The organism is Rhodococcus sp. FH8, from assembly GCF_019266085.1.
Taxonomy (GTDB): Bacteria; Actinomycetota; Actinomycetes; order Mycobacteriales; family Mycobacteriaceae; genus Rhodococcus_F; species Rhodococcus_F qingshengii.
In genome coordinates this window covers 281328-305782 of the sequence record NZ_LPNQ01000084.1, presented here as the reverse complement: position 1 = coordinate 305782, position 24455 = coordinate 281328, and the positions used below count along the sequence as shown (strand labels likewise).

Below are 24455 nucleotides of genomic sequence, written 5' to 3'. Positions count from 1 at the left end.
TACCTCTCGTGAGTAAAGCCAGCACCTTCTCTGCACCCAAGGGCATTCCGGACTACGTTCCGCCGCAGTCAGCCGAATTCGTCGCCGTTCGTGACGGTTTGACGCGCGCCGCGAGGTTGGCCGGATACGGCCACATCGAATTGCCGATCTTCGAGGACACCGGCCTGTTCGCTCGCGGTGTCGGTGAGTCGACCGACGTCGTCAGCAAAGAGATGTACACATTCGCCGACCGCGGTGACCGTTCGGTGACGTTGCGTCCCGAGGGAACCGCCGGAGTCATGCGTGCGGTCATCGAGCACAGCCTCGATCGTGGACAGTTGCCGGTCAAGGTCAGCTACGCGGGCCCGTTCTTCCGCTACGAGCGCCCGCAGGCCGGTCGCTACCGCCAGTTGCAGCAGGTTGGCGTCGAAGCCATCGGGATCGACGACCCCGCGCTCGACGCTGAGGTCATCGCGATCGCCGACGCCGGATTCCGGTCGTTGGGGCTCGACGGCTTCCGCCTCGAAATCACCTCTCTCGGTGACGACACCTGCCGGCCGCAGTATCGCGAACTGCTGCAGGAGTTTCTCTTTGCACTCCCACTCGACGAAGACACGCGTCGACGCGCCGAGATCAACCCGCTCCGCGTGCTCGACGACAAGCGCCCGGATGTACGCGAGATGACGGCCGGCGCACCGCTCATGCTGGATCACCTGTCCGAGAGCTGCAAGGCGCACTTCGGCGAGGTGCTAGCGCACCTGGACGCATTGGGCGTTCCGTACGTCGTCAACCCGCGCATGGTCCGCGGCCTCGACTACTACACCAAGACAACCTTCGAATTCGTGCACGACGGACTGGGTGCGCAGTCCGGAATCGGTGGTGGTGGTCGTTACGACGGTCTGATGGAACAGCTGGGTGGACAGCCGCTCTCGGGCATCGGGTTCGGAATCGGCGTCGACCGCACGGTTCTCGCGCTCGAGGCCGAGGGCAAGTCCGTTGCGCCAGCGGCGCGTGTCGACGTCTTCTGTGTACCGATGGGTGCCGAGGCGAAGGCTGCACTGGTGAAGATCGCACATCAGTTGCGTGCCAATGGGATTCGCGTCGACCTGGCGTACGGAAACCGTGGCGTGAAGGGCTCGATGAAGGCAGCTGATCGTTCGGGTGCCGCGATCGCTTTGGTTCTCGGCGAGCGTGAACTCGAAGAGGGCGTTGTCGTTGTCAAACAGTTGGCAACAGGTGAGCAGGAGACAGTGGCGCTCGACCAGGTTGTCGACAAGCTCGGGGAACTCGTTGAGCACTGAGGCCGAACCGGTTTCGCTCGATCTGGTTCCCGTGGCGTTGATCGCGCCGCGGTTGAAGAAATTCGCCGTTGTTGTCGTGGTGTTCGGTGTGGTCGTCGGGTTGATCGTCAGTGTGTTCTCGACGGCGACCGTTGGAGTGATCGTCGGTGCCGTCATCGCGGTGCCGACGTCACTTGCGATCCTGATGACGCTGCGCCGGCACATCACGTTGTACGGCAACAGAGTTCGTGCGCAAGCTGGTTTTCGAACCAACGTCGTCGACGTGGCCGAGGTACTCACGGCGGCATTGACGGTGAGATCCGGCCGGATCAGCGAAGTCAGCTTGACGCTCGGCGACGGACGGTCCACCGTGCGGATCCCGCTCGCGCTGTATACCGCGGGGGGTGGGCGCGAGTTGGAGATCCTTGCACTCCGCAAGCTCGCCGACGCGCTGGCAGCCAGCGAGTTGGTACCGGCTGCCGCGTTGTCCTCGGTGCTGATCGAACAGTTGCGTGCCGAAGCCCGCGGAGCCGGACTCGCCGAGCGTCCGCTCTACCGCGCCGTCGAACTCGTGACGGCGGAGGGACGAGTGCCGAGAACCACACTGACAGACCACGAAGTGGCCGGTTTACTCGACTAGCGTGGAAACCGTTCTTACAGCGTTGTAGAACGGACAGTCGTGAAAACGGCAGGTGAGGAGTCGGCAATGAGTATTGCGCCCGTAACCGTCACGGTAACCGGAGCGTCGGGTCAGATCGCATACGGAATGCTTTTCCGCATAGCTGCGGGGGAGATGCTCGGCGCTGACGTCCCGATCAAACTTCGACTGCTCGAGATTCCTGCCGCCGTGTCCGCTGCCGAAGGCGTTGCGATGGAACTCGAAGACGGCGCATTTCCGTTGCTGAGCTCCATCGACATCACCGACGATCCCGATGTCGCCTTCTCCGGCGCGAACGTCGGGATGCTGGTCGGCGCACGTCCGCGGAGCAAGGGGATGGAGCGTGCCGACTTGCTGAGTGCGAACGGCGCGATATTCACAGCCCACGGGAAGGCGATCAACAACAACGCAGCCTCGGACGTCAAGGTGCTGGTCGTGGGAAATCCGGCCAACACCAACGCGCTCATCGCGATGAACAATGCACCGGATGTGCCCGATACTCGGTTCAGTGCACTGACGCGTCTCGACCACAACCGAGCGATCGCGCAGGTGGTGAAGAAGACCGGGGTTCGTGCGTCGTCGGTGCGCAAGGTGTCCGTCTGGGGAAACCATTCGGCGACGCAGTACCCGGACCTGTCCCACGCGACTGTCGCAGGTGAGCCTGCACTCGCGGTGATCGACGACCGCGACTGGGTGGAGAACGATTTCATCCCGACTGTGCAGGTGCGAGGCACCGCCATCATCGCTGCGCGTGGATCGTCCTCTGCGGCGAGTGCGGCCAGCGCGTCGATCGACCACGTCCGCGACTGGGTGATCGGTACCGCCGAGGACGACTGGGTATCCATGGCCGTCTGTTCGGACGGTTCCTACGGGGTGCCCGAAGGATTGATCTCGTCCTTCCCTGTGACCTGTGCCGATGGCGAGTTCGCTATCGTGCCCGACCTCGCGATCGACGACTTCTCACGCGAACGGGTCGACCTGTCCGTCAGCGAACTGGAGCAGGAGCGTGCGGCGGTGCGGGAGTTGGGCTTCGTCTGAGGTTTGTCTTGATCAGAGATCTCGGAACAGGTACTGATCGGGATCGTCAGCCCCGAGCACGGGCGGCGACACCATCGGCAGATCGTCGACCATCGAATTCTCGTCGCCGGCAGTGACGAGATACCTCGGGGTAGTGCGTGACGACTCGTCGTCCCGAGATCCGCGGGGTCCACCGCCCAGCATGCCGCCCGGCGACATGCCGCTACTGCCGACTGTCGACGATGGTGCACCCAGGCCGGGCGTTGCTACCGGAACCGGTTGAACTGCAGCTACTCCCGCTGCACCCCTCACCATTCCGCCGGTAGTGCCACCGCTTCCGCTCACCCATGCTCCGCCAGAGCTTGCCGTCGCACTGGGTGACGGCGACGCGCCGGCTGCGAGTGACGTCGACGGATTGCCTGCGCCCGACAGCCTGTCGACGCCGGTCGGAAGCCCGGCGCCGGCCTGTGCAGCCGAGGTTCGAACAGCCTCGGTGCCTGGCTGAGTGGAGTCCGGGTGGGTGGAGTACGGCGCATCACCGGCATCGGTTGAGGCAGACAGAGGTTGGGCGATCTGACGGGCGGCGTTGTTGATTGCCTCCGCAGTGACCAGGTTGGAGAGTGCCTCACTGGTCGGTGGGGTCGGCACGGGGATCGGTCCGGCAAGGGCGTTCATGGCTGCGGTGTGCCCGAGCATCTCCCCACGCGTCCGAGTCACCGCCGCGACGGCTGCCTGCATGTGTTCAGCTGCCGAGGCAAGCAACATCGCCTGTCCTGGTGGTGTCCACGCGATGGGCGCGGCAGCTGCAACCGTGGTGGCGAAGGACTGCGCGATTGCCGCGAGATTCGCGTTGCCTCGCTGCACCGATTCCGCGGCGGCGGCAGCAGTTTTCGATATCGCGGTTCCGCGTTCGCTCAATTCTGCGCCGCTGCTCTGGGCGGATCGCGACAGTTCGGTCGCGGCGTCACTGCCGGTGCTGTTCCAGGTCTGGCCCACGTCGGCGACCGCGCTTCGGGACAGTCCCATGGCGTGGTCGATGAGAGTGGACGCCTGATCGAAGATGCCGACGGGATCGATGCCCGCAAAAGTGCCTGTGCCGAGACTCTTCCCGAGTTCGATCAAGGGCGCGAACAGATCTTCGATTCCGGGGAGTGCCGGTACCGGTATGCCGGCGAGCATCGATTCGACCACATTGTTCGGCAGTACCGGGGCAGGAGCGCCACCGTGAGGGAATTCGATGACGGTCGTCGAGTCGTCTTCGGTGCTCACGCGGTCGCGCCCGTCGATCCGGCCGCAGCGGTCAGATCTGTTGCGATTGCATGATCTGTGGTGTCGTAGGCCTGCGCGGCTGCACCGGCCGTCGCGGCGTTGCCGGCGTAGAACGTGGCGAGTGCTGCAACATCTTTGGTGTGTGTGGCCTGAGCGCGCGCGAATGCTTCGAGAAATTCGATCCCGACGGGGCCCACGGCCGGTGCGACTGCTGCGATGTTTGCACCCAGATCGACGGCGGCGGCCTGCGCGATGCGTCCTGCCGCTTCGGTCGACGTCGAGCCGTACTTTCGGATGCCGTCAGTGGCGACAGTCAATTCGCTCATCATTACCCCCCAGTTGGTAAGCGTCGTGAGAACTTTAGCGGACCACTGTGGGCCCTTACAGGGAGACGACGCGACCTACTCAGCGGTTCCGGACAACCTGGACGAAGTGGCAGAGATTACATTCGGCTCCGGTGTTGGTATTGCGAGTGCGATCGATTTGGCACACTCGAACCATGCGAACCGCTTCGGACGTCATCCTCCGACTCACGTCCGATCCAGCTCGCTGTGGACTGGTGATGGATTTCGACGGCGTGCTTGCACCCATCGTCGACGATCCGTCGGCGAGTGCGCTACTGCCCGGCGCCGAAGACGTGCTTGCGACCCTGGCCGAGCATCTCGGTGTTGTCGGCTTGCTCTCGGGACGGCCGGTGTCGTTCTTGCGAGAGCGGCTCAGCTTGAATTCCGTTGTGCTCATGGGTTCCTACGGCGTCGAGACCTGGACGGACGACGGAATCCACGTGCTTCCGGCCGTCGCGGCGTTCAGTGATGCTGTCGCCGAAGCAGAAGCCGAATTGCGACGCTTGTTCGACTCTCCGGCAATTCCTGGCATCCATGTCGAGAGCAAAGGCCTTGCGGTGGCCGTGCATTGGCGTCGGGCCGCGGATCGTGCGGTCGCGCAGCGCCTGGTGGAAGCAGCGACGACAGAAATCGCGAGCCGGACCGGGTTGCGGCGTGAGCCCGGCAAGTTGGTCGAGGAATTGCGCCCACCCGTTGAGGAGGACAAGGGGACAGGCCTCCTTCGCGCGATCGCGGCCGCAGGGGTCGACGTCGTCGCGTACGCGGGCGACGACCGGGGTGACCTACCGGCCTTTGCCGCTGTCCTTGCCTCGGGTGGAGAAGCGTTGGTGGTCAAGGGCGACGACATCGCACCGGAAGTGGCTGCTGTCGACGGCGTCCAGTTCGACGGCCCGCAGGCATTCCTCGATTGGATGAAAGAGCTTGCCGCGCAACTGGAACGCTGACGCGTAAGGTCAGTCTGCCAGGAACTCGACCAGGTCTTATTTCGAGGTGCCGCGTCCGCGGGGCAGAGTGACGCGAACCCGCGCGTGCCCTGTTCCTTGGCGTGATCGACAAGCGCTGCGGGTTCTGTCAACGCGAAACTGGCCGCACCGGAAGGGCTCCGGTGCGGCCAGTTTTGGTCTTGGTCGGTTTGCGACTCGGTCAGGCGTCGCGCTTGTTGACGACGGCGATGCTGATTCCGAATATCACCAGCACAAACGCTGCGAAGTAGAACAAGCTTCCCCAAGGGCCCCAATGGAAATTGGTGCTCGAACCCGAAGAGAGGAAGTGGTCGGCGTTGGCGAACGGGAGGAACGGTGTGACGTTTCTGCCGAAGGATCCGAACATGCCGAACAGGCTCTCGATGAGCAGTGGCCACAGCAGCAGTAGTGCAATGGCGCCGGCGGACTGACGAAGGAGTGCTCCGACGGCGATGGCAAGGGCAACGCAGAGGAACGCGAAGATCGGTACGCCGTAAACGGCGCGCCAGGCGTCGGCGTTGTCCAGTGCCAGATTGGTGGAACCTTCAGAGCCTGCCGCAGCTTTGGTGATGAATACCGCGCCGAGCATGAGAACGAAGGACAGCACCGCGCCGAAAGCCCCGATCAGGCAGGCTTTGGCGATCAGAACCGAAGCCCGACTCGGGATGGCCTGGAAGGTGGTACGGATGATGCCGAAGCGGTACTCGCTGGTGATCGCGAGCGCCGCCATGATCATCAGGACCATGACGCCGAATCCGGATACTCCTAGCCCCGCGTCGTTGAACGTGGGGAGGAATTTCTCGAAATCAGGAGTTCCTGATGCGGCTTCGTCGTTGTACGCCTGAATGCTCGAACTCGACGAACGCCCGATCATCCAGGCGACGCCCAACCCTAGGACGATGATTGTGATCGTGCACCACAGCGGCGACTTGGTCGTGGTGATCTTGATACGTTCAGCACTGAGAACAGCCATTACAGTGCACCTCCCATAGCGTGCTGTGTGTTTGCGTGGTGGGCTCCGGCGCCCGGATCGATACCGGATGCGTGGTACTGGACATCGTCTCCGGTCAACTTCATGAACGCATCCTCGAGCGATCCCTGCACAGAAGCCAACTCGTGCAACACGATTCCCTGCGAACCAGCCAAACCACCGATCACATCGGTGGTCGAATCCACGACCACCAACACCGGCTCCGATCCTGAATGTTCCTCGCGGACAGTCAGTCCCTGGGCAGTCAATGCGGCATGGAGAGCGTCCAATTGTGGGCTGCGCACGCGCACCGTCGACTCCGACGAACGATCCACGAACTCCGCGACCGTCGAATCCGAAATCAACCGACCCCGACCGATCACCACCAACTGCTCCGCCGTGAGCGCCATCTCCGACAGGAGGTGACTCGACACCAGCACCGTGCGGCCCTCGGCCGCCAACCGCTGCATGAACTTACGAATCCAGACGATGCCCTCCGGATCGAGACCGTTGACCGGCTCGTCGAACAACAACACCTTCGGATCCCCCAACAACGCACCCGCCAACCCGAGACGCTGCGACATACCGAGCGAGAACCCGCCGGCCTTCTTGCCCGCCACCTCGGACAATCCGACCAACCCGAGCACCTCGTCGACGCGGCACTTCGGGATCCCGTTCGAAGCGGCCATCCACTGCAGATGCGCCCGCGCACTGCGATTGGGGTGCACCCACTTCGCATCCAGCAACGCGCCGACAGTCCGCAATGGCGTCTTGAGCTCGCGGTACGGCTTGCCCTCGATCAACGCCGCACCCGACGTCGGCTGATCCAAACCCAGGATCATCCGCATCGTCGTCGACTTGCCTGCACCGTTCGGGCCCAGGAAGCCCGTCACGATGCCCGGCTTGACCGTGAACGACAAGTCGTCCACCGCTTTCGTCGGTCCGTAAACCTTGGTCAATCCCCTCAGTTCAATCATGAGGAGAACTGTGCCCTACCGGCACTGACCAGCACATCGGTCCCGAGGATGACATGAACCCTGAGATGTGAATACGGCAGTTCAGGGAAAACCCTGTGCTCGACCGGAAGTCGGAACTGGCGCGGCATGCGGGTAGGGCGCATCGAAGTCGCCGTCGAACAATCGCCAGTAGAAGTCGTTCATCCTCGCAGCGACGGGCGCGTGCCGTGTCACGATCGCGGCCACCTCTGGTGTCACATCACCTGGAATATGACCTGTGGCGCATCGTCGTACGTACTGGTTGCGGGCGACTGGTCCGCCGCTCGTCGGCCTCGGTACCCCGCAGACCTCGGTCACCAGCCAGTTGACCAGAAGCATGGCGGCGTAGTCGGCGTCATGAGTGGCGTGGCGCCGGACGAAGTCGTGCTCGGCAGTCGACAGGTCGAAGTGTGGGGATGTGGCCAGTCCGAAGTCGGTGAGATAGATCCGCTCCATGTCGGTGCGCATGTTGCCGAAATGTCCGTCCATGTGCAGCAACTGTCGATCGCGCAAGAATGCCACGATCTCCGAAAACTGTCGCTCGACTTCGGCAGCTTTGGCGGACGGGTTGTCTTCCAGCCAATTCGAGATCGGGTGTTCGATGTACTCGCAGAACAGTACGAGGCTGCACGGCGCAGCGGCAAGCGCTTCGAGACGGGTCCGCACTTCACGGCTGGCGCCGGCGGTGTGAACGGAATCGATGTCGGCGTGTTCGGCCGCAACGGGCGAACGTCCGGGAAGTATCCGCCAGTGGTAAAGCATTGGGAACGACTGTGTTTCGCCGGCCAGAACGGCATCGGTGACCACGATGTTCGCGGCCAGTTCTCGCCAGGCGTTGAAGCTTGGGCCACCAATGCCGTACTGGCAGAACGTCGGCAGATCGAAATGGTTGGAAGTAGAGCCCACCTCGGCGATTTCCCGCACGCTCAGTGGGATGCGTTTGGTGAATACCGGAACGCCGTTGAGCCTGTTGTCATAGACCCTGATCACTCCTGCGGCGCCACCTACGCCGACACTCGAGATTTGAACGGTGTCGACCAGTCGGGCCAGTTCGACATCGTTCTGGGAAGACAGGAACGCCGACAGCATTCGGTGGCGGTCAATCCTGACGTCTGTCATTCCACGACTGTGCCACAGGCTCGTCCGGCTTCGATTTCGCGGAGCCGCCTGTCGAAGTCACCGATTCTGGCGGTGTCCTCGTAGTAGTCCTCTTGCTCGATGATCTTTCCCACTTGGTCCGAACGAGAAGCACTGTTCGATTTCGATAGATGACGGCGCCGTCGGGGCCGAGGGCTCGGTCGTCGAAACGGGCGAGCAGGGTCATGCGCCAGAGTGGACCACCGAAATACGCTTCGGTGACCGCGCCTTGAAGCCCCGCATCGACAAATTCTTGGAGAAACGTCTCGATTCGGTCCCCATCGTTTCATCTTCGAAGCTTGTCGTGGCATCGAATGCCCTGTCAACGAAATGCCCGGGTCTGCTGATATCTGACAGAGAATTGGATATTGACAGTGACTGTCACAATAGGTGAGACTCGCATTATCGAGAACGGCCGGATCTCGGCCGAGGCGGGAGGACGTTGCTGATGTCACTACGGGAGAGACAGCGGTTGCAGGTGCGAGCAGACATTCAACGTGCGGCATTCGATCTGTTCGCGCGTGACGGTTTCGAGGACGTGACCACCGAGCAGATTGCGGCGGCAGCGGGGGTGTCGGCGAGTACGTACTTTCGGCACGTTCGTAACAAGGAGGATCTGCTGTTGGATCCGGTCAGGCAGGGCGGTGCCGGAATCGTGACGTTGCTCGAGGATCGCCCACCGACCGAGTCGGCTGATCTTGCGATATCACGGGCAATCCTCGAGCGTTCCAATGCTTTCGAGTCCGCGGAGATCGATCAGTGGCGATCGGCGTTCCGTACCGCGCCGCACCTGATGGATCGTGTCGCTCTGATCGCGCCCGAGCATCGTGATCGGTTGGTCGAGTTGGTGGCGCAACGTATGCAACTCGATCCGGAAAACGACAGCCGCCCAGGACTTCTCGTTCATTTGATGTTGGCGGCGGCGGAGTTCGGTTATCGGCAATGGATACGTAACCCTCACAAGCGCGGGGCATCACTTCCCGTGTGCGTCGAGGGGGCGCTCGACGCTGTTCGAGGATCCCGGTGGCACACGCAGGACGAAGATGACACGAAAGGTCGTGACCAGTGATGGACGAGAACCCTCAGGACGCCGTGCCGCCCGTAGTAGATGTGCCCGTAGTGGATGTCGTTGTTGTCGGATCGGGGGCTGCCGGCATGTCTGCAGCCATCACCGCAGCCCGCAACGGACTCTCGACGATACTCGTGGAGAAGTCCGAATACTGGGGCGGTTCGTCGTCCCGGTCCGGGGGCGGCGTGTGGATTCCGGGAAACTCGATACTTCGCCGCGAGGCACCGACAGATGATATCGACTCTGCGCGAACATATCTGAAGAGCATTGTCGGAGAGGATGCAGACGCCGACCGAATCGACACGTATATCGATCGGGGTCCGGAAGCCCTCGATTTCCTGATTCGTCACTCTGCGTTGGAGCTCGAATGGGTGAAGGGGTACTCCGACTACTTTCCCGAGGCACCTGGCGGACGTGCAAGCGGCCGCTCGTGCGAGCCGCGCCCGTTCGACGCGCGAGCTCTGGGCGACGATCTTGCGACACTTCATCCGCCGTACATGAAGGTTCCGCTCAACATGGTTGTCCAACAATCTGATTACCGTTGGCTGAGCACGGGGATCCGGCATTGGCGGGGTCCGGTGCGGATGCTTCGGGTAGGAATGAGATCCCTGGCCGCAAGAGCTCGGAGGAAGAAGCTGATCGGGCTCGGGCCGGCGCTCATGGCCGAACTGATGCTCGGAGTTCGGGACGCCGGAGTGACGGTGGAGCTCGGGACGAGGCTTGTGGATTTGGTGACCGACTGTGATCGTGTCGTGGGTGTGCGACTCGAGTCCGGGGGAGTGCAGACCACCATGCACGCTCGATGCGGTGTCATCCTCGCGTGTGGCGGGTTCGACAACAACGACGACATGCGAGGCGAGTACCAGCGACGGCCGAGTAGCGCGCAGTGGACTCTCGGGGCACCGACCAATACCGGGGATGGCATCCGTGCAGCTCTACGCGTCGACGCCGCAATTTCGTACATGGACGACGCGTGGTGGGCCCCGTCGATTCCACTGCCCAAAGGCCCGTGGTTCGCCTTGGCGGAACGCTCGTTGCCTCGCAGCCTCATGGTCAACGCCAGCGGTCAGCGCTTCATGAACGAGTCACTTCCCTATGTCGAAGCGGCACACGCCATGTTCGGCGGAAAGTACGGCCGAGGTGAAGGACCCGCTGAGAACATCCCGGCTTGGCTGATCTTCGATCAGACGTACCGTGACCGTTATCTGTTCGCGGGGGTTCCGGCGCGCAGGCCGATACCTCGGTCGTGGATCGAATCGGGTGCGATCGTGCGAGCTGGATCGATTGCCGAACTCGCTGCCGAGATCGGAGTGCCGGGCGATGCGCTGTCCGCGACCATCACACGATTCAACAGTCACGCGCGCGACGGAGTCGATCGCGACTTCGGCCGTGGGACAAGCAGATACGACCACTACTACGGCGACTGCACCAACAAGCCCAACCCCAGCCTCGGAGAACTCACGAAGGGTCCGTTCTATGCCGCGAAGATGGTGCCTGGAGACCTGGGGACCAAAGGCGGCATCAACACGGACGCTCGCGCGCGAGCGTTGCGCGCCGACGGTTCGGTCATCGACGGGCTCTATGCAGCAGGTAACACCAGCTCACCGGTGATGGGTCATACCTATGCCGGTCCAGGTGCAACTATCGGTCCCGCAATGGTTTTCGGATATCTGGCGGCGCTCGATGCGGTCGGACGATCCCGCGACGGTAGTGAGCTCGAGACCGAAGGCAGGAATAATGGTTTGGCAGATCGCCGTGGGTAGGGTTCTCTTGACAGCGTGACCCACCTCAACATCGCCGACGTCGACTACTTTCTCCCTGATGGTCGGCAACTGCTCAGCGGTGTCAGCTTTCGGGTCGGCAACGGTGCAAAAACTGCACTGATAGGCCCCAACGGGACTGGTAAGACGACGTTGCTCCGCATTGTCGCCGGAGACGTCGTCGCCGACGAGGGCGCTGTCACTCGATCCGGAACACTGGGCGTGATGCGGCAATTCGTCGGCCAGGTTCGCGACGAGTCCACCGTGCGCGATCTTCTGTTGTCCGTCTCGCCGGCACGGATCCGGGACGCAGCACTGGCGCTCGATACGGCAGAAAACGCGATGATCGAGCGCGACGAGGAATCAACTCAAATGAAGTATTCGCATGCGCTGGCCGATTGGGCCGACGTGGGCGGCTACGAGACCGAAGACTTCTGGGACAAGGTCACTACCGCGGCTCTCGGTGTTCCCTATGACCGTGCGAAGTGGCGCGCGGCCAACTCCCTCAGTGGTGGCGAGCAGAAACGGTTGGTTCTCGAAGCACTGTTCGCTGGGCCCGACGACGCACTCCTGCTGGACGAGCCGGACAACTACCTCGATGTTCCGGGCAAGCGATGGCTGGAAAAGACGATCTCGGAATCGTCGAAAGTGGTTTTGTTCGTCAGCCACGACCGCGAACTGATCGCCAACGCGGCCACCCACATCGTGACGCTCGAGCCCGGAATCAGCGGCGCAACGTCGTGGACGCACGGCGCTGGGCTGGCCAGCTACCACCAGGCCCGCGAGGATCGCAACGCTCGATTCGAAGAACTGCGTCGACGCTGGGACGAGGAGCACGCGAAATTACGTGCCCTGGTTCTGCGATTGCGTGAAAAGGCCAAGTTCAACGACGGCGTCGCTGCGCGGTATCACGCCTCGCAAACCAGGTTGGCGAAGTTCGAGGAGGCAGGGCCACCCGAAGCGATTCCACTTCAGCAGAAGGTGACGGTTCGGCTGGCGGGCGGGCGAACCGCCAAGCGCGCGTTGGTATGTCAAGATCTCGAGCTGACCGGATTGATGAAGCCTTTCGACACCGAGATCTGGTACGGAGATCGGGTTGCCGTGCTGGGCTCCAATGGATCCGGAAAGTCGCATTTCCTTCGGCTCTTGGCGGGTGGGGGGACCGATCCGGGGAGCGAGCATCTGCCCGTCGAGGCGCTCGACATCGCGCCGGTCGAGCACGGGGGTACTGCGACGCTGGGTGCCCGGGTACGTCCCGGATTGTTTGCGCAGACACACTCCAGGCCCGATCTGACCGGAAACACGCTGCTCGAGATCCTGCACATGGGCGACGAACACCGCAGCGGAATGGGACGCGAAGCGGCGAGCCGCGCGCTGGACCGTTACGGATTGTCCCAAGCTGCGGAACAGAAGTACGACGACCTGTCCGGCGGTCAGCAGGCACGATTGCAGATTCTGCTCCTCGAGCTCTCCGGCGCCACGATGTTGTTGCTCGACGAACCGACCGACAACCTCGACCTTCATTCGGCGGATGCGCTCGAGCAGGGCATTGCTCAGTTTGCCGGCACGGTCATCTCGGTCACGCACGATCGCTGGTTCGCGCGCGCGTTCGACAGGTTCCTGGTATTCGGATCGGACGGGAACGTGTACGAGAGCGAGTCTCCGGTGTGGGACGAGGCCAGGGTCGAACGAGCGCGCTGAGATCGAGCAGCCGCTACCTGGGGAGAGGCGGCAATTCGTCGATCACGGCGCGAAGAAGGCCCAGATCGCTGCGATCCGATCGAGGTGGGGGACAGCGCGAAAGATCGAGCTGTGTCGGAAAGCGCCACACAACGCGACCTGGATCTACCCTGTTCACCGCCGAGTACCAGTGGGTGAGGGGCTCGGCGAGCGCCGCGTGAAGCTCGAAATGCCGTCGGCGGCGGCTGGGGTCACCTTCGCGCTGAAGTAGAAGCTGCTCCGGTGACGGTATCGAGATGACGGTCAGATCCGCGAAACCCAGTTCGAGGTGCTCGAAAGCTGTCTCGACTGCCGCGAGCTCGTACTCGAATCGCTCCCGAGGTGCTGCGCCCACCGCAGCGAGACACCAGCTGTAGTGCAGTTTCAGCGGGTCGCTGTCGCAGAGCGCGATACCGGTTCTCGATTCGAGATCTTCCGCTTGCGACCATCGCTTCGAATTGACCGTTGTCCAGTAACTTGCCTGCACTTCGAGGTTGGTTCCATCCGGTTCGAACCCGGTGGGCTGATATTCGGCCACGAATTCCTCGACGACCGATTCATTCGTCATCTGGGCTCGGCACCAAGTGGTCTTGCCGGCGGCGCTGGGTCCTTCTACTGCGATGATCACCAGTTCATTCTCCATAATGATTGGGGCGGTTGGTTTTTGCTCGTTGCCAGGACTCTCTTAACATTTGAATGGGGCTGTTTTGCGTTCCGACACGGTCTGTTTCGGTGCGGTGGGTCACAAAATTGCAGTGACGGTTACCACATAGCGGACGGATAACGATCGGTATGGTTGAAGCTCGAATCAACTAGTTGACCTGTGGTTATCTTTTCAATCTCGACTGGATCTGGTACGGCAGTGCCGGAAAACCGCCCCGTGACCAATCCGTGACCATCGCCTACGGTCGTTGACAGCCCGAAACCACCGGGCAAACGCCGACCCGCAACTGCGTGCTTCTGCCCCGCGGGTCCGGTACTCCCGAAACCTTCGCGGGGCAGGAGTGAAACAGACGAGTCGATCGACGAGACGTGAAAGCGTCCGGGCCGACCTCGTCCGCGGTAGCGGAGAGGATTTACCCAATGACCAGCATCACCTTCAAGCGCGCCCTCGGCGCAGTTGCAACCGCAGGCGCAGTCGTCGCGATCCCGCTCGCCATGAGCACCGGCACCGCTTCGGCAGCCGGCCACGACTGGTCCGGAGTCGCAAACTGCGAGTCCTCCGGTAACTGGGCCGCCAACACCGGAAACGGCTTCTACGGTGGTCTGCAGTTCACGCAGAGCACCTGGAACGCATTCGGTGGATCGGGCAACGCTGCCAACGCCAGCCAGGCCGAGCAGATCCGTGTCGCCGAGAACGTTCTCGCAGGCCAGGGCGTCGGCGCATGGCCCGTCTGCGGTCAGTACCTGACCACCGGCACCACCGCAGGCAACTACGAGGCCGCAGCCGCCCCCGTCACCGCTGAGGCTTCCGTCGAGTCGGCTCCGGCAGCAAGCACCGGAAGCGGCAACTACGTGGTCAAGGCAGGCGACACCCTGTCGAAGATCGCTGCTGCACACGGCATCTCGCTCGAGAACCTCGCCAGCCAGGTTCCGAACATCAACCTGATCTTCCCGGGACAGTCCCTCTCGGTCTAGTCTCGTGGCCGTTTAGGTCCTCAATGCGTCGAAATTGTCCGGAGCTGATGCAGCCCCGGACAGTTTCGGCGTTTCTGCGTTCGCAATGATCGTTGCCGCTTCCGTATGGATGGGGTCAAGATCCTGGCGCCACCCAAGAATGTGCAGCGCCGACCCGGCGATGACGGCGGCGTCGGGAATCGGGGTGCCTTCGAGCGCGTCGGCTCGCGCGCTGATCACACTTTCTACCAGGCGAAACGGAAGCTCGGCCAGGTGCGTTGATGATGGATCGTCAATCGCGTCGAGCACATCCTGGGCGAGTGCCCGGTATTGCTCGCGAAGCCGATCGCGATCGGCTCGGAACGACATGAACCTGTCACTTCTCAGTTCCGGTAAGAGATAAAGGACGCCGAGGTTCCACCGTCCGGTGATCAGTTGTGCCGCGTCGATGTACGAAAGTGCGTACAGCTTGACCTCGGGTGCGGTGTCGAGTGGCCTGAGATTCTCCGCGAAGTCGAGCGCCGGCGTCACGGTGTCGGCGAGCAGTGCAACCAGAATGTCGTCCTTGGTGGCGAAATGGTTGTACAGCGACGCCTGACGCATTCCGACTGCTTCGGCGATGTGGCGTGTGGACGTCGCGGCGAAGCCTCGGGTGGTGAACAGTTCAGCGGCTGCATCCAAGATCTCCGCCCGGGCAGTGCCACCCGGGCGTCGGCGAGCGGTCAGGCGGGGTCGTCCGGGGCCGGCGTTGGTCACGCCTTCCATAGTGGCAGGCTGCGGCCTTACGTGCGGGATGGCCGCCGCTGTGAGCATTCGGTCACGTGCTCGAAACGTACTCAACGAGCCTGTTACAGAATCAGGCGAATCGTATACGCGGGCGTCACCTGCGGCGAGTGGATTTCGCGAAAACTATCAATCGACAGTTATTCGCCTCTGAATCGCTTCGCCGAAGGAGTACGCCGTTGAGTGCAACAACCCCGGCTGCGCAGCCCACCACCGCTTCCGCACTCGCCTCTTCGCCTCACGACGACGGTGACCTCGCGGAGTTCGGCTACGAGCAGCAGCTGCATCGATCGCTGGGAAAGTTCGCGTCTTTCGCCGCGGGCTTCTCCTTCGTCTCCATCCTCACCACGATCTTCCAATTGTTCGGCCTCGGTTTCGGTTTCGCGGGTCCGGCATTCTTCTGGACGTGGCCGGTCGTCTTCATCGGTCAGTTCATGGTCGCTCTCAACTTCGCGGAACTTGCTGCCAGATATCCGATTTCGGGTGCCATCTACCAGTGGTCGCGGCGGATGGGTGGTGAGATCGTCGGCTGGTTCGCCGGTTGGTTCATGATTCTCGCTCAGATCGTCACTGCATCGGCCGCCGCGATCGCCTTGCAGGTCGTGCTCCCCAATGTGTGGAGCGGGTTCCAGATCATCGGCGAGGACAGCGCACTCACCTCATCGAGTGGTGCCGCCAACGCCGTGCTGCTCGGATCGGTACTTCTGGTTCTGACCACCTTCATCAACTGCATCGGCGTCAACTGGATGTCGCGTATCAACAACATCGGCGTGACCTGCGAAATCGTCGGTGTCATCGCAGTGATCGGGATGTTCTTCACCCACGCTCAGCGCGGACCGGACGTCGTCTTCGACACCGGCAGTGCCGGTGGTCAGCCCGGATACGCCTGGGCGTGGATCATGTCCGGACTGATGGCTGCCTACGTCATGGTCGGCTTCGGTTCGGCAGGCGAACTGGCCGAGGAGACCCGCAACCCCCGACGCGTCGCACCTCGTACGATCCGGCTTGCACTGTCCGCTTCCGCGCTCGGCGGCGGCTTGATGATCCTCGGCGCGTTGATGGCAGCGCCCTCACTCACCGACGGACGCCTGGCCACGGAAGGTTTGCCGTACGTACTGACATCGATTCTCAGTTCCCCGTGGGGCACGGTCTTGTTGATCGACGTCTCGATCGCAGTGTTCGTGTGCACCTTGGCCATTCAGACTGCTGCTTCACGGCTGATGTTCTCGATGGCCCGCGACGGGCGGCTTCCTGCCTCGCAGGTACTGGCAAAGGTCAACCCCCGCACCGGAACACCTATCGCGCCGTCCGTCCTCATCGGTCTGGTCTGCATTGCCGTCCTGGCCGTCAACGTGGGCAACTCGGCAATTTTTGCAACCCTGTCCAGCGTATGCATCATCTTGATCTACTTGGCCTACCTCATGGTGACCGTGCCGCTGCTGGTTCAGCGTCTCAAGGGATGGCCTCGCACGGCAGTCGGCCCCAAGTTCGACGCCGAAGGCAAAAAGCTTTTCTCCCTGGGCATCTGGGGAGTTCCGGTCAACATCGCCGCGGTTGTGTACGGCGCGCTGATGGTGATCAACCTGTCCTGGCCACGAGCCGAGATCTTCAACCCCACCGGGGAGTACCCCATTCTGCAGTGGGCCGCGCCCATCACGGTAGCGCTGGTCGTGGGGCTGGGAGTCGCTTGCTTCCCACGTGGCCGCGCCACCCCGAATCCCGTCACGATCGGAGCCTGACCATGAGTACTCAGACCACCGCCGGAGCGCGCGAGCATGCCCGGTCCCAAGCTGGAACGATCACCGATTCCATGCCCGTATTGCCGGCAACGCGTTGGCCGAACCCACCCGAAGACGTCGCGCCCGAACGTCTGACCTGGGCTGAGACCGTGCCGGGTGGGCGGTACACGACCAAGGTTCTCGCACGTGGAACCCGATTGCGACTTCGCGACATCGCTGGCAGCGCCTGCGCAAACATCTTGCTCTATCGCGCCGACGCCCCCTGGGAGCGTCTCAACGTCGCCGATACCGTCAAGGTGCCATGGCAGGCCTATCTCGGCGTCGGGCACCCGTTGCTCTCCGATCAGGGGCGAGTACTTGCGACCGTGGTCGCAGACACGTCGGGTCACCACGACGCGTTCTGCGGAACGACGTCACGCGCCACCAACGAGGCGAAGTACGGGCAGGGTTCGCTGCACAGTGCCTCGCCCGCCGGTCGTGAACTGTTCACCGTCGCTGCCGCGAAGAACGGGCTCGGGCCGCAGGACATTGCGCCGCCGTTGTCCTTCTTCCATGGTGTCCGCGTCGAGGCGGACGGCGCTCTCACCAGTACGGGGTCCGCCGGCTCAGGCGCAACGGTCGACCTTCTGATCCACCTGCCCGTCATCGTGATGATCGCCAACACCGCGCACCCACTCGATCCGGCGCCGCAGTTTCCCACCACGTCCCTCGAAGTGCTCGCGTGGAACGCGGCCGACGAACTCGGCGGCCTTGACGATCTCGGTCCGGAATACCAACGCGCAGTGCTCAATACCGAAGATGCCTGGACGGCTTCGAACCTGGAGGAGATCGCATGACCACCACCTTGGATGTCCCCGCCCTCGTTCCCGGAACGGTGATCCTCGACGAGATTGCTGACGCATTCGGGCCGTGGTCCGCAGTTGTCCGTGCCGGTGACGTCCTGACCGTCGTCGATCTACACGGAAATCAAGCCGTCGACACCCTCGTCTACGCCAGTGACGATCACAGCGTTCGGTATTCGGCAGCAGCGACGGTCACAGCTCAGAAGAACCTGTTTCTGTCCACAGGCTCCGTGCTCCGCAGTGACGACGGAACTCCACTCATGACCCTGGTCGCAGACGAGGTCGGAAACCACGACACCGTCGGCGGCGCGTGCTCACAGGAATCGAACACCCTGCGATACGGCCACCACACCAAGCATCAGCACGCATGCGTCGAGAACTTCCTCGTCGAGGGCGCAAAATGGGGGCTCGGTAAGCGGGACCTGGTGTCCAACATCAACTTCTTCATGAACGTCCCGGTCGACCCCGACGGCACACTCGGAATCGTCGACGGACTGTCGGCACCAGGCAAGCGGCTCGCGTTGCGTGCCGAACGTGACGTGCTCGTCCTCGTGTCCAACTGCCCGCAGATCAACAACCCGTGCAACGGCTTCGATCCCACGCCCGTCCGCATGATCGTCACACGGCCGGGAGCAGACGAATGAACGCAAAACTGACCATCGTGCGTCCCGGAATGCTGACGACGGTTCAGGACTATCCAGGACGCGTCGGATACTGGCAGATCGGAGTCCCACCATCGGGCCCGATGGACGACCTGTCGTTTCGGTTGGGAAACACCGCACTCGGAAACCCCGAAGGCGCCCCCGGCATCGAATGCGCGATGGCCGGACCTGCCATGACGTTCGACGAAGACACCACGGTCTGCATCACGGGTGCCCCGGTGTCGGTGACCGTCGACGGCGTCGTCCACGGTCAGTGGCGTCCCGTTCTCGTCCCCGCTGGATCGGTGCTCGACGTCGGAACGGTCAGCGGCCCGGGACTGCGCATCTACGTACTCGTACAGGGCGGAATCGAGACCGACGACTATCTCGGCAGTGCGTCGACCTTCACCCTGGGCAGGTTCGGGGGACACGAAGGTAGGACTCTGCGGGCAGGAGACGTTCTCAAACTCGGACAGGCGACCGGGGTCGCGGGAGCTGTTCCCGCCGAGCATGTTCCGGCGATACACACGTGCTGGGAACTTGCGGTGACCGAGGGCCCGCACGGGGCGCCGGAGTTCTTCACCCGCTCCGACATCGACACGCTGTACGCGACCGAGTACGAGGTCCACTTCAACTCCGACCGCACCGGTGTCCGGTTGATAGGTCCGAAACCTGACTGGGCCAGAACCACCGGCGGCGAAGCGGGACTTCACCCTTCGAACATCCACGACAACGCGTATTCGATCGGTGCACTCGACTTCACCGGCGACACGCCCATCCTCCTCGGACCCGACGGACCGAGCCTCGGCGGCTTCGTCTGCCCGATCACGGTGGTGTCCGCTGATCGCTGGAAGCTCGGACAGTTGGCTCCAGGGAACAAGATTCGCTTCGTGCCGGTCCGCGCCGAACGGGCAGCCTCCCGGCGTGACCTCGGAGTATCGCGTCGAGCCTCCAATTCGGTTGTTCATTCCTCCGGTGGTGACGGCGACGACGGCGTCATAGCCCGCCGTGACGGCGACACCGCGGTCACGTACCGGCGCTCAGGCGACGACAACGTGTTGGTCGAATACGGCGACATGAATCTCGACCTGGCGTTACGTGCGCGTGCTCATGCACTGCATCAGCGACTCGAAGCCGAGAAGCCGGCCGGACTACTCGATCTCACCCCGGGAATCCGCAGCCTGCAGGTCCGCGTCGACCCGGACGTGCTGCCCGTCGGCAAGCTGATGGGAATGCTCGCCGAGGCGGAGGACACCTTGCCGGCGGCCAACGAACTCGTTGTGCCCAGTCGCACTGTGCGGATGCCACTGTCGTGGGACGACCCGGCAACGCGCGAAGCGATCCAGCGGTACATGCACGGGGTTCGCGCCGACGCGCCGTGGTGCCCGTGGAACATCGAGTTCATCCGCCGGATGAACGGTCTCGAATCCGTGAACGACGTGTTCGACACCGTCTTCGGCGCCGAATACATGGTACTCGGACTGGGTGACGTCTACCTCGGAGCGCCGGTCGCGACGCCGCTCGATCCGCGTCATCGTCTGGTCACGACCAAGTACAACCCTGCCCGCACCTGGACCCCCGAAAACGCCGTCGGGATCGGTGGGGCGTACCTCTGCATCTACGGCATGGAAGGCCCGGGCGGGTACCAGTTCGTCGGACGTACGACGCAGGTGTGGAATCACCGCCACCCCGCGAAGTCCGGGCCGTTCGAGGAGGGCACTCCGTGGTTGCTGCGATTCTTCGACCGGATCTCCTGGTACCCCGTCGAGCCGGAAGAGTTGATGGATCTGCGCGCGGACACCGCCGCCGGCCGCGGCGGGGGCGTCGAGATCGAGGACGGCAGCTTCTCGCTGGCCGAGCATCAGGAGTTCCTCGCGTCGAACTCGCGCTCGATCGAGGAGTTCCGTGCGATGCAGTCCGTCGCGTTCGGGGCCGAGCGTCAGCGCTGGTCCGCCGCAGGGGAGTTCGCGCTGCCCGGTTGATGGTCGAGTGAGCACCCTTTTCCTCGAGTGAGCACCGCTTCCAGAGTGTCGGAAGCGGTGCTCACTCAGCAGTAACGGTGTTCAGTCCGCCTGGAACGGGCAGCAGATGTTTGCGTCAGCGAGTCAGCGCGCGATTGAACAGATCGATGAACGGGCGAGGCGACGGGGTTCCGGTGGGCCGGAAAGGCGCAGAATCCCTCGACGCGGATACCCACTCGGTTCTGCTCACCCGCGACAAGTCGAGCTGATACCGGGTGTCCGCGGCGAGTCGGTGCAGGAAGAGGGTTCCGGTTCGCCCGTTTCCTTCCCGAAACGGGTGGGCATGATTGAGCGTCGAGTACACCGATGCGAGCGCGAACGACGCAGCGCCGTGATCGAGCGCTACCCAATCGACGGCGGCGATGATCTCTTCCACCTCGGACAGGTAGTTCCGAATCGCCGAGACCGGAGCAAACGTTGCCGCACCTTTCCTGATGTCGACGGTTCTGATGTGGCCGGCCCACTGGTACAGATCTTGGAAAACGTGCTGGTGAAGTAGGAGAAGTTCGGCTGTGTCTCGCGTGTGCGGTACGAGGTCGCTGCCGAGATGCGCCTCACCCAGGCGAAGCGCGGTCGCCGCGAACTCGAGTGATTGCAGTGCGGCGGGATCTCGCACGTCGAAATTGTTCTCGAGCACCGATGTACCGCGATAGACGTACGGCGCTGATCTTCGCCAGCGGATTCGCGGGGGAATTGCAGACGAGAGGCCGACTGCTCGCGCCAATTCCTGCTCGAAATACTCACGCCGAGAGAGCATCCCGATCATGACGGCCTCGAGTTCCGCGATCTGCTCGTTACTCGGATCCCAGCCTTCGAGGCGCTCCGCCGCTAGAACCTGTTCGAGCGCAGTGCGATTCACGGATCGATGTCGGGTAGCGCCGACGCGGACGCGGCATATTCGAGTCGTCGTTGCACACCTGCGACCTCGCGCACTGCATTGCTCAGCAAGCTCCGCGAGAGCGGAGTGAGTTCGGAGATCACGACTTCGTCGGTCGGTGGCCGACCTGCCGCGAACTGATCGGTCTGGTGGCGGACACGAATCTGCTGCAACACCTCGAAAGATTCGATCAGTACCTGGGCGTCGTCGTCGAGTAGGAAACCGCTTCCCGCTGCAGCCTTGAGGCGTTCGAGTGTCGAACTCGTGCGGGCGCCCACGGAAATCCCCGCCCAACGAGCGATGTTCACGATCGGTTGGACGGCGCTGGCTTTGAGGTTGACGGTTCCGGTCCGACGCGTCATCACGTCCTTGAACGAATGGAGCTTTGCCTTGTCTCCGACGGCTTCGCGAAGGAGCAGTCGCATGACGGCCGGGTGCAGTCGCAGTTGATCCAACGCCGCAGGGCGAGGATCCAACGCCGGATCGCCCGCGACGACGCGGGCATCCGCCAGCATCGACAACATGACCAGGGCCTGGTCCTGGTACGGATTGGATACCCATTTCCGCAGCGCAGTGCGCCATTGTGGGAGCGTCCGAGCGAACCTGGCCTGGGTCGCGACGGCGTTCTTGGTGTCGCGAGGGAACCCGCAGAGATCGAGGATGTCGTGGATGGTCTTCGCGGCGTCGGCTCCCTCGTGATGAGATTCGCCGCCCCACACCAGCGCACTGTCGATATCCGAAGAGGGGAGCGCTTCACGTCTGGCGACGCTGCCGAGCGACAGCCACGCGAAATCCGGTCGCTCATCTCCGCCCACCACCAATTCGATGGCTCGCCTGACCGTCACGTCGATCAGCACGGCCAGCGTCGCGCCGATGTCGAGCGGTGAGACCCGTGACGCCACCAATTCCGTCACCAGAACAGGGACCGCGCGGGCTGTTTCGACGAGGTGGGCGTCATCCTGTGCTGTGGCGAGCGCTGCGCGCAGTTCGAAACCCTGATTGGTGGCCGAAGTCAGGAGGTCGCTGAGTTCGAGCACGCCCATCAGTGCGCCTGCCTCGGTCACGACCGGGAGATGGCGCAATCCGTACTCGAGCATGTCGGTCACGGCGTCGGCGCCCAATCGATCCGGATCGACTGTCACTGCTGACGGCGTCATCACCGTTGATACCGGCTGATTGCTGTCGATACCACCGACTACCACGCGAGCACGTAGGTCACCTTCGGTGAAGATTCCGAAACCGGTTGTTTCCGTCGGGATCACAACAGCGCGGCGGCCCGCATCGGTCATCAACTTCGCGGCCTCGCGGATGGTTGCTCGGCCATCGCAGACAATTGCGGGCCCGCGCAACAGGTCTCGCACCCGGCGCATAGCGGGACTCTGCATGCCTTGCCCCGTCGAGTGCCCCGTCATGGGGTCATTGTCGCAGGTGTGTCCGGTTCAGGCAGCGGAGGGTGAGATGTCAGAGACCACCGAGTCGCGAGAGTACGTCGAGAGCGGAATCTGTAGTACGCCAGAGCGCGTCGATCTCCTGTTCTGCGCCAGGACGTGTCTGCGGATTCTGGAGGGCGAATCCGTTGGCCAGCGTGATGGTGTTGTATCCGCTGTCGGCGGCGCGGAGCAGCAGTTCCGAGGGCTGCGAGTTTCCGGCCAATCGGTCGAGTCCTTCGCCGACGAAGTAGAACCGCCAGAGCGGCCCCAGATCGGCGTCGTACTCGGCCTTGGTGAGGGTCACGATCGAACCACCCTTGACGGCAATGGAATCGACGATCTTGTAAAAATCGGGGACATCCTCCGCAGTGGTTCCGGACGTGGCGACGGCGTGAGCGAGGTCGACGGTGAGATGCGCGTTGTAGCCGGCCATGGCGACCCGTGCTGGACTGGCGTCGCACTGACGTGTCAGGGCGAAGTAGTTGCTCCACGCCGGATCGGTGGGAGTACCGGTGAACTCTGCATGGACGTTCACCAGGTACCTGCGCAGCAATTCGAAGCTGACGGAATGGGCCCACTCGTCATCGGCGAAGGCCGCAGGGTCTCGCTGCAGCGGCATCACCGCCTCGTGTTCGACAGCGTCCAGGCCGATGGAGAACAAGCCTCGCCAATCCTGGTGTGAGACGAGGATCGACGTGATCTCACGATGACGTTCGACAGCGGTCTCGAGCCGAGGCAGTCCGGCACCGTTCAGGGTCGTGACGTCGCTGAGTTCGGCAATCCGGCCCACCTCGGCATTGCTCAACTGGCTGCCGCAAGCCGTCGAAAGACTCTCGCCCGGTTCTGCGAGTGCAGAACCGGGCGAGAGGAAAGCGGCGGTGATGCCGAGCGCGAGCGTCAACGGATACAGCCGCATCGGTTTCATCGGCTCAGACTAGGCGCCCATTTCACAAATGTCCGGATTGGCGATCAGCTGAGAACCGCGTCGGCCTCGATCTCGATGAGCAGAGCGGGGTCGATCAGCGAGCTGACCTCGAGGATCGTCGTGGCGGGACGAATCTCGCCGAACACTTCACCGTGCGCGAGAGCGGCCTGCTCCCACTGCGTCATGTCGCGCAGGTACATGCGAGTGCGGATGACGTCGTCGAGCGAGGCGCCGGCCTCGGCAAGTGCTGCCTTGATAGTTTCGAGCGCCGCGCGGGTCTGATCTGTGAGGGTCTCACCAGGAGCGGTGGTGCCGGAGACTGCGATCTGGTTACCGATGCGCACGGCACGGGAGTAACCGATCTTGGGTTCCCATTCGGAACCGGACGAAATATTGATTCTGTTCGACATGCACCGAATTC

Annotated in this window: 23 protein-coding genes; 12 read left to right on the top strand and 11 right to left on the bottom strand. The window is 62.9% G+C overall.

All coding sequences use genetic code 11. From position 1 onward, the window contains the following. Nucleotides 1–8: 8 nt before the first annotated feature. From hisS to ATN38_RS31850, 3 genes are all read left to right on the top strand, one after another. Entirely contained in the window at nt 9–1280 is a 1272-nt protein-coding gene (gene hisS / locus ATN38_RS31860; RefSeq protein WP_218749363.1) for a histidine--tRNA ligase, read from the top strand. After that, entirely contained in the window at nt 1270–1899 is a 630-nt protein-coding gene (locus ATN38_RS31855) for a hypothetical protein (RefSeq protein ID WP_007732974.1), read from the top strand. The genes hisS and ATN38_RS31855 overlap by 11 nt, the downstream gene beginning before the upstream one ends. Nucleotides 1900–1965: 66 nt before the next feature. After that, entirely contained in the window at nt 1966–2955 is a 990-nt protein-coding gene (locus ATN38_RS31850; protein WP_204855792.1) for a malate dehydrogenase, read from the top strand. 12 nt (nt 2956–2967) lie between these two features. Here ATN38_RS31850 and ATN38_RS31845 read toward each other — a convergent pair whose 3' ends face one another. Next, nucleotides 2968–4203, bottom strand: a complete 1236-nt coding sequence (locus ATN38_RS31845; RefSeq protein ID WP_308256719.1) for a hypothetical protein — start codon at nt 4201–4203, stop codon at nt 2968–2970. Then, entirely contained in the window at nt 4200–4529 is a 330-nt protein-coding gene (locus ATN38_RS31840) for a type VII secretion target (RefSeq protein WP_037130770.1), read from the bottom strand. Before ATN38_RS31840 ends, ATN38_RS31845 begins: the two co-directional genes overlap by 4 nt. A 173-nt stretch (nt 4530–4702) precedes the next feature. Between ATN38_RS31840 and otsB the strand changes: the two genes are divergently transcribed. Continuing rightward, a complete protein-coding gene (otsB, locus tag ATN38_RS31835; RefSeq protein ID WP_218960102.1) occupies nt 4703–5491 on the top strand; it encodes a trehalose-phosphatase in 789 nt (262 codons plus the stop codon). 199 nt (nt 5492–5690) lie between these two features. Here otsB and ATN38_RS31830 read toward each other — a convergent pair whose 3' ends face one another. The 3 genes from ATN38_RS31830 to ATN38_RS31820 form a co-directional block, all read right to left on the bottom strand. Then, nucleotides 5691–6482 (bottom strand): ABC transporter permease subunit, encoded by a 792-nt coding sequence (locus tag ATN38_RS31830; protein WP_007732982.1) that lies wholly within the window; start codon nt 6480–6482, stop codon nt 5691–5693. Then, nucleotides 6482–7456 (bottom strand): ABC transporter ATP-binding protein, encoded by a 975-nt coding sequence (locus ATN38_RS31825; protein WP_218749362.1) that lies wholly within the window; start codon nt 7454–7456, stop codon nt 6482–6484. The genes ATN38_RS31830 and ATN38_RS31825 overlap by 1 nt, the downstream gene beginning before the upstream one ends. An 81-nt stretch (nt 7457–7537) precedes the next feature. Further along, nucleotides 7538–8593, bottom strand: a complete 1056-nt coding sequence (locus tag ATN38_RS31820; protein ID WP_065455701.1) for a serine/threonine protein phosphatase — start codon at nt 8591–8593, stop codon at nt 7538–7540. 466 nt (nt 8594–9059) lie between these two features. On the opposite strand from ATN38_RS31820, the gene ATN38_RS31815 reads away from it, so the two are divergent. From ATN38_RS31815 to ATN38_RS31805, 3 genes are read left to right on the top strand one after another with little or no spacing between them, the layout of a single operon-like run. Then, nucleotides 9060–9680 (top strand): TetR/AcrR family transcriptional regulator, encoded by a 621-nt coding sequence (locus ATN38_RS31815; RefSeq protein ID WP_039972893.1) that lies wholly within the window; start codon nt 9060–9062, stop codon nt 9678–9680. Next, nucleotides 9680–11443, top strand: a complete 1764-nt coding sequence (gene kstD, locus ATN38_RS31810) for a 3-oxosteroid 1-dehydrogenase (protein ID WP_218749361.1) — start codon at nt 9680–9682, stop codon at nt 11441–11443. Before ATN38_RS31815 ends, kstD begins: the two co-directional genes overlap by 1 nt. Nucleotides 11444–11458: 15 nt before the next feature. Next, complete coding sequence (locus ATN38_RS31805) at nt 11459–13141, top strand: ATP-binding cassette domain-containing protein (protein WP_081557828.1); 1683 nt, start codon at nt 11459–11461, stop codon at nt 13139–13141. Between the two features lie 13 nt (nt 13142–13154). Here ATN38_RS31805 and ATN38_RS31800 read toward each other — a convergent pair whose 3' ends face one another. Further along, on the bottom strand, nt 13155–13802 hold the full coding sequence (locus ATN38_RS31800; protein WP_054188192.1) for a hypothetical protein: 648 nt from the start codon (nt 13800–13802) through the stop codon (nt 13155–13157). A 440-nt stretch (nt 13803–14242) separates the two neighbouring features. On the opposite strand from ATN38_RS31800, the gene ATN38_RS31795 reads away from it, so the two are divergent. Continuing rightward, nucleotides 14243–14797, top strand: coding sequence for a transglycosylase family protein (locus ATN38_RS31795; RefSeq protein ID WP_003944949.1), 555 nt, complete (start codon nt 14243–14245; stop codon nt 14795–14797). A gap of 12 nt (nt 14798–14809) precedes the next feature. Here ATN38_RS31795 and ATN38_RS31790 read toward each other — a convergent pair whose 3' ends face one another. Next, nucleotides 14810–15541 carry a TetR/AcrR family transcriptional regulator gene (locus ATN38_RS31790; protein WP_054188193.1) on the bottom strand — a complete coding sequence of 244 codons (732 nt, stop codon included), beginning with the start codon at nt 15539–15541 and terminating at the stop codon, nt 14810–14812. Nucleotides 15542–15738: 197 nt separating this feature from the next. Between ATN38_RS31790 and ATN38_RS31785 the strand changes: the two genes are divergently transcribed. Genes ATN38_RS31785 through ATN38_RS31770 form a run of 4 tightly spaced genes read left to right on the top strand, consistent with a single transcriptional unit; the run spans nt 15739 to nt 20763 of the window. Continuing rightward, nucleotides 15739–17298: an amino acid permease gene (locus ATN38_RS31785; RefSeq protein ID WP_042951823.1), complete on the top strand. Its 1560-nt coding sequence runs from the start codon at nt 15739–15741 to the stop codon at nt 17296–17298. A 2-nt stretch (nt 17299–17300) separates the two neighbouring features. Then, nucleotides 17301–18134 carry an urea amidolyase associated protein UAAP1 gene (locus tag ATN38_RS31780; RefSeq protein WP_064075360.1) on the top strand — a complete coding sequence of 278 codons (834 nt, stop codon included), beginning with the start codon at nt 17301–17303 and terminating at the stop codon, nt 18132–18134. Beyond that, nucleotides 18131–18784: an urea amidolyase associated protein UAAP2 gene (locus ATN38_RS31775; protein WP_204855796.1), complete on the top strand. Its 654-nt coding sequence runs from the start codon at nt 18131–18133 to the stop codon at nt 18782–18784. The genes ATN38_RS31780 and ATN38_RS31775 overlap by 4 nt, the downstream gene beginning before the upstream one ends. After that, nucleotides 18781–20763, top strand: a complete 1983-nt coding sequence (locus tag ATN38_RS31770) for a 5-oxoprolinase/urea amidolyase family protein (RefSeq protein WP_218749360.1) — start codon at nt 18781–18783, stop codon at nt 20761–20763. Before ATN38_RS31775 ends, ATN38_RS31770 begins: the two co-directional genes overlap by 4 nt. A 115-nt stretch (nt 20764–20878) precedes the next feature. Here the strand turns inward: ATN38_RS31770 and ATN38_RS31765 are convergent, their stop codons facing one another. The 4 genes from ATN38_RS31765 to ATN38_RS31750 are packed head-to-tail and all read right to left on the bottom strand — an operon-like array spanning nt 20879 to nt 24444. Next, nucleotides 20879–21661, bottom strand: coding sequence for a Fic family protein (locus ATN38_RS31765; protein ID WP_047888369.1), 783 nt, complete (start codon nt 21659–21661; stop codon nt 20879–20881). Beyond that, a complete protein-coding gene (locus tag ATN38_RS31760; RefSeq protein ID WP_256932258.1) occupies nt 21658–23091 on the bottom strand; it encodes a putative nucleotidyltransferase substrate binding domain-containing protein in 1434 nt (477 codons plus the stop codon). The genes ATN38_RS31765 and ATN38_RS31760 overlap by 4 nt, the downstream gene beginning before the upstream one ends. Nucleotides 23092–23140: 49 nt before the next feature. Beyond that, nucleotides 23141–24025, bottom strand: coding sequence for a DUF5995 family protein (locus ATN38_RS31755; RefSeq protein ID WP_080961165.1), 885 nt, complete (start codon nt 24023–24025; stop codon nt 23141–23143). Between the two features lie 53 nt (nt 24026–24078). Next, on the bottom strand, nt 24079–24444 hold the full coding sequence (locus ATN38_RS31750) for a RidA family protein (protein ID WP_019748335.1): 366 nt from the start codon (nt 24442–24444) through the stop codon (nt 24079–24081). Between the last annotated feature and the right edge of the window lie 11 nt (nt 24445–24455).